The sequence below is a fragment of the Pseudomonas fluorescens HK44 genome (assembly GCF_000217955.3).
In the GTDB taxonomy this organism is placed as follows: Bacteria; Pseudomonadota; Gammaproteobacteria; order Pseudomonadales; family Pseudomonadaceae; genus Aquipseudomonas; species Aquipseudomonas fluorescens_AQ.
In genome coordinates this window covers 617,884-633,407 of sequence record NZ_AFOY02000015.1, presented here as the reverse complement: position 1 = coordinate 633,407, position 15,524 = coordinate 617,884, and the positions used below count along the sequence as shown (strand labels likewise).

The following is a 15,524-nucleotide window of genomic DNA, read 5'->3' as shown; positions in this document are numbered from 1 at the left end:
GATGACGAGCAACGAATGTTGCTCCTGGAAAATCTCCCTCGCACGCCATATCGCCCACACCGAACCTACACGCTTGGGCCTTTTCGATTGATTGAAAGCAATATGCTTCAGGAGCGTCAACAGTCAGCCATCGAACAGTACCTGAACGCCCGAAGGCACACCCACTCACTTGAATTGCCCACTTCGGTGGTGCGAGCTGATTTTGAACAACACAAACAGACTCCCACCCAACTCAACCTTCAGCGTGCGATGCAGATTGCCGAGGGAATCGTCACGCAACAGTCACTTCCCGTCTGGCTAGGGGCGGCGCCTGAGCGTGAAGTGCTGCGACACGTAGAGATACTGGAGCAATTACGCCACAGCATAGAGAGCGGCAAAGACTACCTGCATGGCTTTAAGCCGCTGACCGACTATGCCCGCGAACAGCTGAAAACGCTGTTGACCATGCAATATCCGGGAGCCAATCTCGATCCGGATCAGCTGTGGGTGACGCCCAATCTGGCGCTGGCCGGTCCTGCGCGAACATTGACCGATTTTGCGCTGGACCCTACCAATACATTGCAAAACACCGGATTCAGCATTGCCTCGAAAATCGCTCAGACGCTGCCGACGGACCTTGATGCCAGCGCAGTCAAAAGGCTTTTGCTGCAGCTGGGCATCAAGGCGACCTATCGTCAATTTCTTTCAGACGCATTGGCGATCGACGCGCCAGATATCGCGACCCGCCAGCTCCGATTCATCAAGCAACTGCCCTGGCAACTGCTGTTGCATGCCCACGCGCTGAAGCTTCAGGGAAAACTTTCCGAACGCGGCTTCGGCTTGGTTCAGCAAGTTCTGGACATGCCGGATGCCCTGGCACGTGCAGCGGTAACGGGCGCCAACGCAATCGTGCGTCCCTTGGAGCTGATCGCGACGGAAGGCGCCGCGGCCGTCAAGACACTAGGGCTCTACCTGATCGGGGAGTCCGCTACGACACCGCAGATTCTGTACGCGCCATACGACAGGCATCTGGGGATCACCGAGTATGAAAATGAAGCCAGCGTCCTGAGCGCAATCAACCTTCCGGGGGCATTGCAGGATCTGCTGATCAGGCGCCTGCCGGATCCGCATAAGGCCACCTACAAAAATTTGCTGGCAGGCAGCCACGATACTGACATTCGACTGGCGTCCAGTCCTATCGATGGAAATCTGTTGCATCAACTGTTCATCGATAACAAAACGCTGTTGTCACACATGCTTGACAGTCAATCGCAACCTGCCGGGCAGTCTGACTGGGAGGCGCTCAAGGCGTTGTTTAGCAAAGGCTTCAGGTACGGCATAGAGTTTCTGCCAGGCAAACTGGCGATCCCGCGCCTTCTGTGGGAAAGTTATACGTCATTCAAACAGTCGGCCGAGGCCCTGCAGGACCATCATTGGAAGACTGCGCTCAAGACTTTTATCAATGGTGTGTCGCAAATGGCGACACTGGGCAAGTTGTTGCATCAACCAGGCGCTTCGACCGCTGAGCCGGTTGTGCACAGCGGACCTGTCGTCGAAAAGCCTTTCGTTGCCACCGACATTGCCAAGGTCGATCTCACCTCGCCTTCTCGCACTCTGCTGCAATCCTTTGAAGCCACTGCCATCGAGTTGAAAAAACTGGGTGCCAAGGCTGTCGACGGCACTTACCTCGATTCAAAAACCAGGCACAAATATGCCCCGGTCGACGGAAAGGTTTTCCGGATCGAAAAATTCGGTGTGGCACCACGAATCGTCGATGATCAACGACAAGGCCCTTATCTGCAGAACAGCGGCACGCAGTGGGTGCTGGATCCGGACGTGCATACCGTTCATTTCGGTAAAACCATGTCTCAAATGTACAACCAGTACCAGTCCCGCTTCAGGGCGCGAAAACACATCAACATAGAGGCTCAAGGCATGGAGGCCATCCGTCAGCTCTACCCGCAAAGGGCCCGGATGATTGTCCAGTCGCTGGATCTGGCCCGTTCATATGCATTCAACAGCCTGCACAATCTGGTTCAATTAAGAACCGTCACGCCCGGAACACGGCTGGATGGCTTTCTCAAAGCGTTTTTTGATGTGCCGACGATCGATCAATCCCTTCTGGATAAAATCAAGGCAACCATTGTTCCACTGTGCAAGGCACTGGTAGATCCGACACTGGACAAACTCGATCACAAGCGTTTTGTCGTCGGTTCAAACCGTTATCCCTGGGAAGGCTTGATCGCCTTCGTGTTCGACGATGATCAACAACAGAAAGTGCACTTTACAGAGACTTTCTTCAATCAAGGCCTGGAACGATACGAGCATTCGCTGACGGCGCCTTTCGACATCAATGGCCATGCCCGGGCGGCGACGCTTATCCACGAGTTCTCGCACCTGTTTTCCAATACGCTGGATATCGCTTCCCTGGAATCGCGAAGACCCTTCAGCGACCTGATCTCGCCACTCACCGCTCAAGCAAGCGAGTTGAAACGGCATCTGGAGCAATTTCAGCGCGAGGCATTGTCAATGCAGACCCCCGTCAATGAATTGTTCGCCTACTGGAACAGCGCGCAGAAAACCTGGCAGGACCTCGATGACATTCCTGCCGCCAAAAATCTGAGTGATCAGATCAAGACCATCACCGGCACCCGCAATCTGAACGACGCCCGCAGAGTGTTTCGCGACCGGGCTTCAGCGGATCGGCGGATCGACACCATCCTTCGCAATGCCGACTCTGTCGCACGTCTGGTCTGTGAAATGGGACGTCAACTCGACCCGGTGCCTTTGGCTGAAAATTGATGCCCGTGAATCAAACGTGAAGGGTAATGCTCGCGGACACGGCCACCGGCATGCTTCGCGTTGGCGGCATTTACAACATCAGCGAGCTGAAAACGCTGGGCCCTCTCTGGCCCAGGTACTGCCCGTATACCTGAGCCAAAACGCCGATGGAAATCCGGTGATCAATTCCCTGCCGCAACTGCCGCTAAAACGCTGAAGGCCGCAACCCTGATGAGGGTCGCGGCCTTCATTTGGCCTGGCTGCACGTTAATGTGCCTTGGCAAAGTAACGAATCAACATGAAAAAAATTTAATGGCGCAGACCCCGATAAAACAGCGCATCTCACCTTGTGCTGACGTGGTTCCGACAAATTTTCTACATACCAGCCCTCATGATTTGCGCAGCTCATTCGTTATAAATCAATGAGAGCACCCATCACTTTTTTCCTGATCAGGCTCTGAAAAGGAGTTTTTGCATGTACAACTCGCAACTGCCAACGGATGGCAACCCTGCGGCAAACGGTTCGCCGAGCCTGGACGCTCGCGCGTTCACCAAAAATGCTGAACGCCACAACAACGAGCGCATCAGGCAGTTGCTCAAGAGCTTCGGCCTGCGAACCAGCCTGATTCGCCTGAAAGTGATCGACGCGCTACTGACCGCCGTGGAAAACGATCGTCCGCTGGGAGTGCGCAGCGTGCACAGCCACTTGCTGGACCTGGGTATTCCCCTGTCCTTTCTCAGCGTTCGCGAAGTATTGAAGCGGTTGTGCAGCGAAGGTGTGATTGTCTTGAACGAAGACAAGAGCTTCAGCCTGCACCCGCAAGCCGCAGCCGTGCTCTACGGCAACCAGTAACGCGTACCGCGTCGCTTAAGGTTTGACCTTGCGACGCATCACACCGTTGATCACTACGACGATCACCGCAACGCCAATGGCGATGTACTGGAACAGTTTTTCGCTGATCATTCCAGCGTTCTGCATGTACGACAGACCAAGCATGATCCCCAGTACGACAAGGGAGATCAGAATCGAATATTTCAAACGTTGCGACTGGGTCATTGCGGGTTCCTGAACCTGAAAATATGTATCCGGTTTGTATCGTGATGCATGCCAAGCTCATACGTTTCTTCGGGGATGAGCGGCTGCAAGCGGGGTCTCATGTTACAGCCCATGAAGCATTTTGGCTGCATGCGGTTCAAACGATGAGGATTGAGAAATGTTCCGTCGAATCACACTGCTGATTCCCCTGCTGATTATCCTGACCATGAGCGGTTGTGTATGTTTCCCATGTGGAGGTGGCTGGCATGGCGACCACCGCTACCACCATGATGGCTACTACCGCCGTTGACCTGAATCAAGCGGGGCACTCTCCTCATTAAGTGCTCCCCTGCTCTCAATAGTTGACGACAATTGAGAGCGTCACGATATAAGCCCGCCATAATTACCACCAGCCAAACAATAATTTGGCTTGGCTTATTACTATCTACCTGAATCTCTGCGCACCAGCCCGTTACCCGGCTGAAGGCAGAGCTGCACCAGCCAGTCGACAAACACTCGCACCCGCAGAGACAACTGGCGGTGTGGAGGATAGAGCGCCGTCAAGGGTAACCCTGGCGGCGGCAGATGCTCTAACACCTCGCACAACGTTCCCTCGCGCAGCTGCCGTGCAACGTGATAGTACGGCGTCTGGACCAGCCCATAACCCGCTTCACAGCAGGCCAGGTATCCATCAGCGCTGTTGACCGCCACCTGTTTGGGCAGGTTCACCGGGTGCACGTGTCCGTCTATTTCAAATTCCAGCCCGAAACGCTTGCCAGTGGTGCTGGAGAAATACTCGATCATCTGATGCCCCGCCAGGTCCTCCAGGCAATGCGCAATACCCCGGCGTTGCAAGTAGCCGGGGCTGGCGCAGGTGACCTGATCGAGCAACGCCAGAGGTCGCGCTACCAGCGAATCATCCAGAGACGAGCCACCGCGCAGCACACAATCGACACCCTCGCGAATCAGGTCGACCGGGCGATCGTTCAAGCCAATTTCCAACTCGATCATCGGGCGTTTGCTGGTGATCCGGCCAACCCCACCGCACGTGGAGTCAACGGCCGACCGGAGTACATCCGTGCCGCCATCGACGGCACGCTGAAACGTCTGGGCGTGGATACTCTGGACGTATTACCAGCATCGCGTCGATCCGGATGTGGCCATCGTTTGCAGTTGGTCCAGCAGGTGCAAGCGCTGGCGGCAGAAAAAGGTGTGACCGCAGGGCAACTGGCCTTGGCCTGGGTATTGGCGCAGGGTGATTACCTGATCCCTATTCCGGGCACCAAGCAACGCAAGTACCTGGAGGAGAATGTCGCCGCGCTGGAGGTTGTATTAAGTCCGCAAGACTTGTCGGCACTGGAGGCGATATTTCCGGATGACGCGGTGAACGGCTTACGTTACCCGCAGGCGGTCATGCAGATGCTCGATCGATAACACCGGCATCAACAGGCCCGTTCACGCCTTCGCTGACGGACCTGTTGCCTCGGGTCAGTTCGATCATGGGACGCTTCAGGGTCAAGTGAGCCAGGCCATGATGCCCGCGCGTTTCGCGCGGGCATCAACGTCAAGACCTGTCGTCAAGAGATATCCATGTATAACTTTGAAACATAAGCGCCCTATTTCATCGGGAGAAATGGTCAAAATACGCTGCGAGAAATGATCAACGAGAGATGACCAATGAAAACCACACTGCGTCTGGCCGCCCTTGGCGCCCTGCTCATCAGCTCCCTCGCCCAGGCGGCCGAGCTGATTCCGATCGATGTCCACCGCGATGCCAATTGCGGTTGCTGCAAAAAGTGGATCGCACACCTGGAAGCCAATGGCTTCAAGGTCAACGATCATGTTGAAACCAACATGAGCGAAGTCAAGCAGCGCCTCGGCGTCCCGCCGCGACTGGCTTCGTGCCACACCGCGGTGATCAACGGAAAGTTCGTCGAAGGCCATGTTCCCGCCGAACAGGTACTGGCCTTGAGTCACTCCGACCTGCTCGGCGTGGCCGCTCCAGGTATGCCCATGGGCTCGCCAGGCATGGAAATGGACGGTATGGCCGATGCTTATCAGGTCATTGGGTTGACTAAAAATGGCACCGATAAAGTGATCGCCGACTACCCGGCCCGGTAATGCTCTTTGGCTATCTCGGGATGTTCTTCGCGGCATTCGGTGCCGCGACATTGTTACCGTTGCAGTCCGAGGCGGTGTTGGTGGGGTTGCTGCTCAACAGCGAGCATGGGTTGTGGTTACTGCTCGCCGTCGCCACGTTCGGCAACGTGCTGGGTTCGTTGCTGAACGGGTGGCTGGGACGCGGCATCGAGCGTTTCAGGGAGCGTCGCTGGTTTCCGGTCAGCCCTGATCATCTGGAAAAGGCCCGCACTCACTATCAACGCTATGGCCATTGGTCATTGCTGCTGAGCTGGGTGCCGATCGTTGGCGACCCACTGACACTGGTGGCCGGCGTGATGCGAGAACCCCTGGGGCGTTTTTTGCTGATCGTGACCTTCGCCAAAGGTGCGCGTTATGGTGTGCTGGCATTGGCGACACTGGGCTGGATGCCTTGAACGTTGGGTGCGCCCCCTTCGAGCAAGCCGATGTGCTGTCGATCCACCTGGTGCTCAGCGAGCGCAGCCGGGGCCTGGTCGATGAACAGGCACTCGGCTGGATGAAACCCTCCGCGCTGCTGATCAATACCGCGCGCGGACCGATCGTCGATGAAGCCGCATTATTGATCCACGCCCTTGAACAGAACCGCCTGAAGGGCGCAGCGCTGGATGTCTTCGAGCGCGAGCCATTAGCCGCCGACCATCCGTTTCGGACATTGCCCAACGTACTGGCCACACCGCATGTCGGCTATGTCAGTGAGCAGAACTACCGGCTGTTTTTTTCACAGATGATTGAAGATATTCAAGCCTGGACAACCGGCCATTCGATTCGGATGTTGAATTAGGCCACACCGCCAATCCCGTAACCGCTGTCCCGACACACAATTCGTAGCAGCTGTTGGTGTCTTCTTCTGCAAGTTGTTCGCACCAATAGGGTGCGGACAGCGCTTTGCCTCGCCCCACTCTCTGGCAACCCTCTCCCCCTTTTTGTGCCACGGCGGCAAAAAAAACTGCACTTCGTCGGTGCAGGTGCGGCTCATGGGGCCCGAAAATCGCGATGTCAGACCGATTGTCGAACAATTTCAAATCGTCACACACTCCGCTCTAAGTTCTGACCTAGACTCCATTTCGTGACTGGAAACCGGCCGGTCATTTTGTGGGGAAAAGCCCGAAACTTTCTGCCGAAGCAACGGGTCAGGTTAAAGGTGGGGCCGCAGCGACTGGTGCAATCCTTGCAACGACCACTACAGCCTTTGAGATTCGGCGCATCGATCAGCGCTTGCTGTTCCTTGCGTGGCGCTTTTGCGCCCGGCCACAGTCACTGGCCACTTGCATCACGGGTGAGATATGCCTGAAACAGATCAATAAAACGGGAGAAACACATGAACAGTGCCGCTTTAGAAATCCAGGGAGAGCGTTCTCACCCGCAAATCGGCGAACCGACTTCGATGTCGGTTCTTGCCCCGGGTGCGAAAACGGTACTGCCCGCACCACGTCAGAATCCAAACAAGAAGAAAGTGTTGTTTGTGACCTCGGAAATCGCCGATCTGGTGAAGACCGGTGGCCTGGGTGACGTTTCTGCCGCATTGCCCCGAGCCATGGCCCAATTGCACGATGTTCGGGTATTGATCCCCGGTTATCCGCAAGTGATGCACAGCGAAAACCCGATCCACATCATCGGCGAACTGGGCGGACACGCCGCCTTGCCACCCTGCAAAATCGGCCGCATGGACATGCCCGACGGGCTGGTCATCTACGTCCTGATCTGCCCCGAACTATACGAACGCGAGGGCTCGCCCTACGGCGCCAATAATGGCCGCGACTGGCCGGACAACCATATTCGTTTTGCCCGTCTGGGCCTGGCTGCCGCCGACATCGCCGCCAACCTGGCACACATTCACTGGTGCCCGGAACTGGTGCACGCCCATGACTGGCCAGCAGGCTTGGCCCCGGCCTACATGCACTGGCGTGGTCAGCGCACTCCGACCCTGTTCACCATTCATAACCTGGCTTATCAAGGCGTGGTCAGCCTCGCCTCTTGCCCCGAACTGGGTATTCCCGAACATGCCCTGCAACAGGAAGGCATGGAGTTCTACGGCAAACTGTCGTTTCTCAAGGCAGGCATGGCCTATTCGAGCCATATCACCACCGTCAGCGCGACCTACGCCCAGGAAATCACTACCCCGGCCTTCGGCTGCGGTCTCGACGGTTTCCTCGCCAGCAAGACCCAGCAAGGCCTGCTCAGCGGCATCCCGAATGGCATCGACGAAAGCTGGGACGCAGCGACCGATCCCCACCTGTTTTGCCCGTTCAGCATCGGCGATTGGGACGGTAAAGCAGTGAACGCTGCCCACGTGCGCAAACTGTTCGACCTGAAGGACTCCAAGGGTCCGCTGTTCGCCGTGGTTTCGCGCCTGGTCTACCAAAAAGGCCTGGACCTGACTGAAGCCGTGTCCGAGTTCATCGTCTCTTCGGGCGGGCAGATCGCGATCATCGGCCGTGGCGAGCCGGAAGAAGAACAAGCCATGCGCGCCCTCGCGCTGCGTTTCCCAGGGCAGATCGGTGTGCGCATCGGCTTTAACGAAACCGATGCGCGGCGGATGTTCGCCGGCAGTGATTTCCTGTTGATGCCTTCACGCTATGAACCATGCGGCTTGAGCCAGATGTATGCGCAGCGTTTCGGCTCGTTGCCGGTCGCGCGCAACACCGGCGGTCTGGCCGACACCATCGACAATGGCGTAACCGGTTTTCTCTTCGATGAGTCGACTGTTGCCAGCTACGAAGAAGCCTTGAGCCGGGCGTTCAAGGTGTTCGCCCACCCGCCCCTGTTGAACGCGATGCGTTGCCGGGCCATGGCCGCACCGTTCAATTGGTGCAAAGCGGTCGAACCCTACGCTGAACTCTATGAACAACTGGTCGCCAAGGCGTTGGGTCAGTCGGTCAAGCAGTGAGAGGGATTCTTGAATGCCGTTACGGACTCTGGAAACCTGGCCCCACGGCGCCGTCATGCTGGATGCCGAACACACCCGTTTCGCCCTGTGGGCCCCAGATGCGTTTTATGTAAGTGTCGAGCTTGAAGACGGGCAATCACTGCCGATGCCGCCCCAGGAGGACGGCTGGTTCGTGCTTGAGACCCGTTGCCCGGCCGGCACTCGCTATCGCTACAACATCGACGGCGAACGGGACGTGCCGGACCCCGCGTCCCGGGCGCAAGCCGGCAGCCTTGCATCACCCAGCGTGGTGGTTGACCCGCACGCTTACCATTGGCGGCACTGTTTCTGGCAAGGTCGCCCCTGGCATGAAGCGGTGATCTACGAACTGCATGTGGGTGTGCTGGGCGGTTTTGCCGAGGTCGAAAAGCACCTGCCGCGGCTGGCCGAACTGGGCGTTACCGCGATCGAACTGATGCCCCTTGCACAGTTTCCCGGCGAGCGTAACTGGGGCTACGACGGCGTACTGCCCTATGCGCCCCAGTCGTCATATGGCACGCCTGATGCGCTCAAGCACCTGATCGATAGCGCCCACGGTCTGGGGCTGGCGGTGATCATCGACGTGGTTTACAACCATTTCGGCCCCGACGGCAATGACCTGCATCACTATGCCAGGGGCTTTTTCCGCGAAGACCTGCACACGCCTTGGGGCGCGGCCATCGACTTCCGCCGTCGCGAGGTGCGCGACTTCTTTATCGACAACGCCCTGATGTGGCTCCTTGAGTACCGTTTCGACGGTTTGCGTCTGGATGCGGTACACGCCATCGAAGACCCGGATTTCCTTCAGGAGCTGGCGGCAACCGTGCGCGAGCACATCGATCCACCCCGCCATGTCTGGCTCACCCTGGAAAACGAGCACAACCAGGCCAGCCTGCTGGAGCAAGGCTTCGATGCGCAGTGGAACGACGATGGGCACAACGCGCTGCACGTACTGCTGACCGGAGAAACCGAGGCTTATTACGCTGACTTTGCCGAGGGCCCCAGCGAAAAACTGGCACGCTGCCTGAGCCAGGGCTTCGCCTATCAGGGCCATACCAATCGCCATGGCCGTGCCCGAGGCGAACTCAGTGGGCATTTGCCGCCCAGCGCCTTCGTGCTGTTTCTGCAAAACCATGACCAGATCGGCAACCGTGCCTTCGGCGAGCGTCTTCACCAGTTGACTGCACCTCAGGCGTTGCATGCGGCGACGGTTCTTCTGTTGTTGTCACCGATGATCCCGTTGCTGTTCATGGGCGACGAATACGCCGCTGACGAGCCGTTTCTGTTTTTTACCAGCCACCATGGAATGTTGGCCAGGCAGGTGCGAGAAGGTCGACGCAATGAGTTCGCGGCGTTCAGCGCCTTTGCCGATCCGCACACCCGCGAGCGGATTCCCGACCCGAATGCTTTGCACACGTTCACGGCATCGCGTCCGACACTGACGTCATCCGGGCCGGTAACACAGCACGCGACCCTGACGCTCTATCGACAATTGCTGCTGATCCGCCATCGAGAAATCATCCCGCGCCTGCCGGGCGCTCACGCGCTGGGCGCCACGGTGCTGGCGACAGGCGCGGTGAGTGCACGTTGGCACATGGGCGATGGCAGCCTGCTGTGCATCGACCTCAACCTCAGCGCGGAGCCTGTGTCCCATGTACCACAACCCCACTCCCGGCTGTTGTTCGAGTACCCGCAGCAGTCTTTCGAACACCTGCAACAAGGCACCCTTGCCCCCTGCTGCGCGCTGGTCAGCCTGACGGCAGCCACACCCTTGCCACCCGCCACTGGAGAGCGCCCATGAGCGATACGCAACTGGAAATCCTCGCCAGCCGGGCCGGCCTGGCGGTTGACTGGATCGACGCCAACGACCGGCCACAAAAAGTTGCTCCGGCGGCATTGCGAGCGATCCTCGCCGGGCTCGGCCACCCGGCCGGTAGCACTCAGGAAATCGACGCCAGCCTGCAGGAACTGCAACAGAACCAACAAAACAAACGCTTGCCGCCATTGATGACGGTTGACGTTGGTGCCGGGCTTGACCTCTCGCGTCACTTTGCCCCTGAAACACCCTGCGAGATTCACTTGGAAGACGGCGCGATCCTCCACTTGAAACTCGATGACGAAGCGATTCTGCCGGGGTTGATCCCGGTCGGCTATCAGGACGTTCGCATCGCCGGCCAACGCTTCACACTCGCCGTCGCCCCCTTGCAGTGCCATAGCGTGGCCGCCGCCGTTGACAACCCGATACCCCGGGCCTGGGGCCTGAGTGTCCAGTTGTATTCACTGCGGCGCCCCGGCGACGGCGGCTTCGGTGACCTGCAGGCGCTGGAAAACCTCGCCCGGGTTGCCGGTGAACGCGGCGCCGATGCGTTAGCGATCAGCCCGTTGCACGCGATGTTCAGCAACGACACGCAACGCTACAGCCCTTACTCGCCTTCCAGCCGTTTGTTTCTCAACAGCCTGTACGCCTCACCCGGGGAAATTCTCGGTGAACGCGCCCTGCGCCTGGCCATCGATGCCACTGAATTGGCCGACGAACTCAAACACCTGGAAGCGCAACCGCTGACTGACTGGCCAGCCGCTGCCAAAGCCAAACAGCAATTGTTGCAAGCGCTGTATGAGGGGTTCTCCCAGGGTGATCATCCCTTGCACGCGGACTTCAGCAGCTATCGCCAAAGCGGTGGCGAGGCCCTGGAAAACCACTGCCGTTTCGAGGCGCTTCAGGAAGCCTGTGCCGCCCTTGGCGAAAGCCTCGACTGGCGCCAGTGGCCTGAACACTGGCGCGACCCGCGCAGTGCCGAACTGGCGATATTTGCCGAGAAAAATGCCCACCGCATCGGCTTCTATGCCTTTTGCCAATGGTTGATCGCTCGCAGCTTGCAACGCGCACAAACCGTTGCGCGTAGCAGTGGCATGGGCATCGGTTTGATCGCCGACCTGGCTGTCGGGGCAGATGGCGGTGGCAGCCAGGCCTGGAGTCGTCAGGACGAATTGCTCGCGGCCCTCACCGTCGGCGCCCCCCCGGACATTCTCAACCGCACGGGTCAAGGCTGGGGGATTTCTGCGTTTTCCCCCGAAGGGCTGATACGCAACGGTTTTCGCGCGTTCATTGAAATGCTGCGGGCCAATTTTGCCCATACCGGTGGTTTGCGCATCGACCATGTCATGGGTCTGCAGCGATTGTGGGTGATTCCCCTTGGTGCACCGCCGAGTGACGGCGCGTATCTGTATTACCCGGTGGACGACCTGCTGCGTTTGGTAACGCTGGAGTCCCATCGACATCAGGCGATCGTGCTCGGCGAAGACCTCGGCACCGTGCCCGATGGCCTGCGCGACAAACTCATCGCCCGCTCGATCCTGGGTATGCGCGTACTGCTGTTCGAGCAGGACCACGGGGCACACTTCAAACCGATTCTCGACTGGCCGGACAACGCACTGGCTACCACCAGCACTCATGACCTGCCGACGCTCAACGGTTGGTGGCATGGTCGCGACATCGAATGGAGCGTCCGGTTGGGGCTGGTCGACAGCCACGGTGAACAACAATGGCGCGAACACCGTCAGCGCGAACGCGAAGGTTTGCGTCGGGCCTTGAGTCAGGACCCGCAAAATTTCCGCGAAGAGACCCACGAAACCGACCAGGTGCTCGACGCCAGCGTGCGTTTCCTGGGTCACACCCGCGCCCCCTTGGTGTTGCTGCCACTGGAAGATGCGCTGGGCATTGACGAGCAGGCCAACCTCCCCGGCACCACCGACAGTCATCCGAACTGGCGTCGACGCCTGTCCGCTGCAAGCGAAGCGCTGCTCGACGATGTGGATGCCGCGCGGCGCCTGGAGATGCTCGCCTGCGCGCGCCTTCAGGCGGCCGAGCGTGATCGATGAGCGAGATGCAAAGCTCGCCGGTACGGGCGACGTTACGCATACAGTTTCATCAGGGGTTCACCCTGGATGACGCCGTGCCGCTGGTGCCGTATTTCTGCGGTTTAGGCGTCAGCCACCTCTATGCCTCGCCGCTGTTGAGTGCGCGGGCCGGGTCGATGCACGGCTACGACGTGGTCGACCCGAGCCGGGTCAACCCCGAGCTGGGCGGCGAGGCAGCCCTGCGGCGACTGGTCAGTGCGCTGCGGGCACATAACATGGGGCTGATTCTGGACATCGTGTCCAACCACATGGCCGTGGGTGGCGCCGACAATCCCTGGTGGCTGGATTTGCTGGAATGGGGGCGACTGAGTCCCTACGGTGAATTTTTCGACATTCAATGGCATTCGCCTGACCCACTGCTCGAAGGCCAGCTGTTGCTGCCGTTTCTGGGCAGCGATTACGGCAGCGCCCTGCAGGACGGCACGCTGACGCTGCACTTCGATCCGAGGCGGGGCAGTTTCCATGTCGAACACCATGCGCACCACTTCCCGATCTGCCCCACCGATTACGCTGAACTGCTCAAGCCTGACGACTCGCTCGACGTCGAACGGGCACTGCAACTCAAGGCGTTGGCCGATCAATTCACCACCCTGCACTACCAGACCGATGCCCATTCCCTCACACGCCCCTTGCAGCAAGCGCTGATCACACTGGCGTCCGATCCGGCGATCCGGCGCTGCATCGAGCATAACCTCAGCCTCCATGACTCCCGCCAGCCCGAAGGTTTCAGCCGGCTGCACGCGTTGCTCGAACGCCAAAGCTATCGCCTGGCCAGTTGGCGCACGGCGGCCGATGACATCAACTGGCGGCGCTTCTTCGACGTCAATGAACTGGCCGGGCTGCGGGTCGAACGGCCGGCCGTGTTCGAAGCCACCCACGCAAAGATTTTCGAATTGATGGCCGACGGGCTGGTCGATGGATTGCGTATCGACCACATCGACGGACTCGCCGACCCGCGGGGTTACTGTCGCAAACTCAGACGTCGGGTGAACGCCCTGTCGCCGTTGCGACACGTACCGATCTATGTCGAAAAAATCCTTGGCGACGGTGAAACGCTACGTCGCGACTGGCAGGTCGATGGCACCACAGGCTATGAGTTCATGAATCAGCTGTCCTTGCTGCAACACGCTCCGCAAGGCGAGCAGGTCCTTGGCGAACTGTGGAACCGGCACACCGAACGGCCCGCGGCGTTCATCGAGGAAGCACAACTGGCGCGCCAGCAAATTCTCAACGGTTCGCTGGCCGGCGACTTCGAAAGTGTCGCGCAGGCCTTGCTGCAAGTAGCCCGCGATGACCTGATGAGCCGAGACATGACCCTCGGTGCGATTCGTCGGGCATTGCAGGAACTGGTCGTGCATTTCCCGGTGTACCGAACCTACATCGGCCCGTGCGGGCGCTCGGCACAAGACGAGGTGTTTTTTCAGCATGCCATGAACGGCGCGCGCCAGACCTTGAGCGAAGCCGACTGGCCGGTGCTCGACTATCTGGGGCAGTGGCTGGGCGGGCAGCCCTGGCGCAAGCGCCCGGCAGGTCGTCAACGCAAGATGCTCAAGCACGCCTGCGTGCGCTTTCAGCAACTGACTTCGCCAGCTGCCGCCAAAGCCGTGGAAGACACCGCGCTCTATCGCTCAGGCGTGCTGTTGTCGCGTAACGATGTCGGCTTCAACACCGAGCAGTTCAGCGCCCCACTCGCCGACTTCCACGCGGCGTGCAGCCGACGCCTCAGCGAATTCCCGGATACGCTGCTGACCACCGCCACCCATGACCACAAACGCGGTGAAGACAGCCGCGCACGTCTGGCGCTGCTCAGCGAGTGCAGTGCCTGGTATGCCGAACAGGTCGAAGACTGGCGGGTACGGGCCAGCGCCCTGCGCGGCGATCCGTCGACACCCTCGGCTGCCGATGAACTGTTGCTCTACCAGACCTTGCTCGCCAGTTGGCCGCTGGAGCTTCGCTGCGATGATCAACAGTCGCTGACAAGCTACGCCGAACGCTTGTGGCAGTGGCAGCAAAAAGCCTTGCGCGAAGCCAAACTCCAGAGCAGCTGGAGCGCACCGAACGAACCTTATGAACAGGCCACGCGGGCCTTCCTCGAGCGCCTTTTGCTCAGCCCCGAAGGCCTGCCATTACGCAGCGAAATCGCCAGCGCGGTGCAAGCGATTGCCTGCGGCGGCGCGCTCAATGGATTGGCGCAAACCTTGCTGCGCATGACGGTGCCGGGGGTTGCGGATCTGTATCAGGGTAATGAGTTCTGGGACTTCAGCCTGGTGGATCCGGACAATCGGCGACCGGTTGATTTCACCGTCCGCCAGCAAGCATTGCACACGCCGGTGGACACTCGACAGTTGCTCTACAACTGGCGTGACGGGCACATCAAACAAGCGTTGATCGCCCGCACGTTAGCGGTACGTGCGCGCTACCCGCAGTTGTTTCGGCGGGGCCGTTATCAAGCGTTGCAGGTGGTGGGCAGCCAGGCTGGGCGGGTATTGGCTTTCGCCCGTGAACTCAACGGTCAACGGGCGATTGTGCTGGTGCCGGTGCGGGTTGCGCCGCTGCTGGAAAGCAGTGCCACACCGCAGGTGCCTGCCCTGCTCTGGGGCGACACTCGAGTCAAACTGCCGTTCACCGCCGCCGAAGAAAAGCTGAAGGGACTTTTTACAACAGGTGCAGTCACACCCCACAAGGAATTGCTGATCAGCGCCGCACTGGGAGATTTCCCGGTCAATCTGTTTATCCAGACTTGAG

At 59.1% G+C, this 15,524-nt stretch carries 9 protein-coding genes and 4 pseudogenes; 11 read left to right on the top strand and 2 right to left on the bottom strand.

Annotated features, from left to right (window positions below; translation table 11 throughout):
* Nucleotides 1–15: 15 nt before the first annotated feature.
* The 3 genes and pseudogenes from HK44_RS15595 (at nt 16) to HK44_RS15590 (ending at nt 3,613) form a co-directional block, all read left to right on the top strand.
* Entirely contained in the window at nt 16–2,781 is a 2,766-nt protein-coding gene (locus HK44_RS15595; RefSeq protein WP_242031565.1) for a dermonecrotic toxin domain-containing protein, read from the top strand.
* A gap of 23 nt (nt 2,782–2,804) precedes the next feature.
* Nucleotides 2,805–2,977: pseudogene (locus HK44_RS29785) on the top strand (peptide ABC transporter substrate-binding protein); the annotation flags it as partial.
* A 258-nt stretch (nt 2,978–3,235) separates the two neighbouring features.
* Nucleotides 3,236–3,613, top strand: coding sequence for a fe2+ zn2+ uptake regulation protein (locus HK44_RS15590; protein WP_019690572.1), 378 nt, complete (start codon nt 3,236–3,238; stop codon nt 3,611–3,613).
* Nucleotides 3,614–3,628: 15 nt separating this feature from the next.
* Here the strand turns inward: HK44_RS15590 and HK44_RS15585 are convergent, their stop codons facing one another.
* Together HK44_RS15585 and HK44_RS15580 are read right to left on the bottom strand one after the other, a co-directional pair.
* Nucleotides 3,629–3,817 carry a hypothetical protein gene (locus tag HK44_RS15585; RefSeq protein WP_019690573.1) on the bottom strand — a complete coding sequence of 63 codons (189 nt, stop codon included), beginning with the start codon at nt 3,815–3,817 and terminating at the stop codon, nt 3,629–3,631.
* A 420-nt stretch (nt 3,818–4,237) separates the two neighbouring features.
* Nucleotides 4,238–4,837, bottom strand: a pseudogene (locus tag HK44_RS15580) (LysR substrate-binding domain-containing protein); the annotation flags it as partial.
* Here HK44_RS15580 and HK44_RS15575 point away from each other — a divergent pair.
* From HK44_RS15575 to HK44_RS15540, 8 genes and pseudogenes are all read left to right on the top strand, one after another.
* A pseudogene (locus tag HK44_RS15575) lies at nt 4,823–5,230 on the top strand (aldo/keto reductase); the annotation flags it as partial. The pseudogenes HK44_RS15580 and HK44_RS15575 sit on opposite strands and share 15 nt — an antisense overlap.
* A gap of 243 nt (nt 5,231–5,473) precedes the next feature.
* On the top strand, nt 5,474–5,917 hold the full coding sequence (locus tag HK44_RS15570; RefSeq protein WP_019690577.1) for a DUF411 domain-containing protein: 444 nt from the start codon (nt 5,474–5,476) through the stop codon (nt 5,915–5,917).
* Nucleotides 5,917–6,351: a YqaA family protein gene (locus HK44_RS15565; protein WP_019690578.1), complete on the top strand. Its 435-nt coding sequence runs from the start codon at nt 5,917–5,919 to the stop codon at nt 6,349–6,351. Before HK44_RS15570 ends, HK44_RS15565 begins: the two co-directional genes overlap by 1 nt.
* Before the next feature lie 17 nt (nt 6,352–6,368).
* A pseudogene (locus HK44_RS15560) lies at nt 6,369–6,737 on the top strand (NAD(P)-dependent oxidoreductase); the annotation flags it as partial.
* Between the two features lie 537 nt (nt 6,738–7,274).
* The gene (gene glgA, locus HK44_RS15555) at nt 7,275–8,843 is read left to right on the top strand and encodes a glycogen synthase GlgA (RefSeq protein WP_019690580.1); all 1,569 of its coding nucleotides are present in this window, start codon (nt 7,275–7,277) and stop codon (nt 8,841–8,843) included.
* A 13-nt stretch (nt 8,844–8,856) separates the two neighbouring features.
* On the top strand, nt 8,857–10,662 hold the full coding sequence (treZ, locus tag HK44_RS15550) for a malto-oligosyltrehalose trehalohydrolase (protein ID WP_019690581.1): 1,806 nt from the start codon (nt 8,857–8,859) through the stop codon (nt 10,660–10,662).
* Nucleotides 10,659–12,740, top strand: coding sequence for a 4-alpha-glucanotransferase (gene malQ, locus HK44_RS15545; protein ID WP_019690582.1), 2,082 nt, complete (start codon nt 10,659–10,661; stop codon nt 12,738–12,740). Before treZ ends, malQ begins: the two co-directional genes overlap by 4 nt.
* Nucleotides 12,737–15,523 carry a malto-oligosyltrehalose synthase gene (locus HK44_RS15540; protein WP_019690583.1) on the top strand — a complete coding sequence of 929 codons (2,787 nt, stop codon included), beginning with the start codon at nt 12,737–12,739 and terminating at the stop codon, nt 15,521–15,523. Before malQ ends, HK44_RS15540 begins: the two co-directional genes overlap by 4 nt.
* The last annotated feature ends 1 nt before the right edge of the window (nt 15,524 follow it).

Coding starts and splice junctions, on each gene's coding strand:
- HK44_RS15595 (WP_242031565.1), top strand. CDS start 16: ATGTTGCTCCTGGAAAATCTCCCTCGCACGCCATATCGCCCACACCGA.
- HK44_RS15590 (WP_019690572.1), top strand. CDS start 3,236: ATGTACAACTCGCAACTGCCAACGGATGGCAACCCTGCGGCAAACGGT.
- HK44_RS15585 (WP_019690573.1), bottom strand. CDS start 3,817: ATGACCCAGTCGCAACGTTTGAAATATTCGATTCTGATCTCCCTTGTC.
- HK44_RS15570 (WP_019690577.1), top strand. CDS start 5,474: ATGAAAACCACACTGCGTCTGGCCGCCCTTGGCGCCCTGCTCATCAGC.
- HK44_RS15565 (WP_019690578.1), top strand. CDS start 5,917: ATGCTCTTTGGCTATCTCGGGATGTTCTTCGCGGCATTCGGTGCCGCG.
- glgA (WP_019690580.1), top strand. CDS start 7,275: ATGAACAGTGCCGCTTTAGAAATCCAGGGAGAGCGTTCTCACCCGCAA.
- treZ (WP_019690581.1), top strand. CDS start 8,857: ATGCCGTTACGGACTCTGGAAACCTGGCCCCACGGCGCCGTCATGCTG.
- malQ (WP_019690582.1), top strand. CDS start 10,659: ATGAGCGATACGCAACTGGAAATCCTCGCCAGCCGGGCCGGCCTGGCG.
- HK44_RS15540 (WP_019690583.1), top strand. CDS start 12,737: ATGAGCGAGATGCAAAGCTCGCCGGTACGGGCGACGTTACGCATACAG.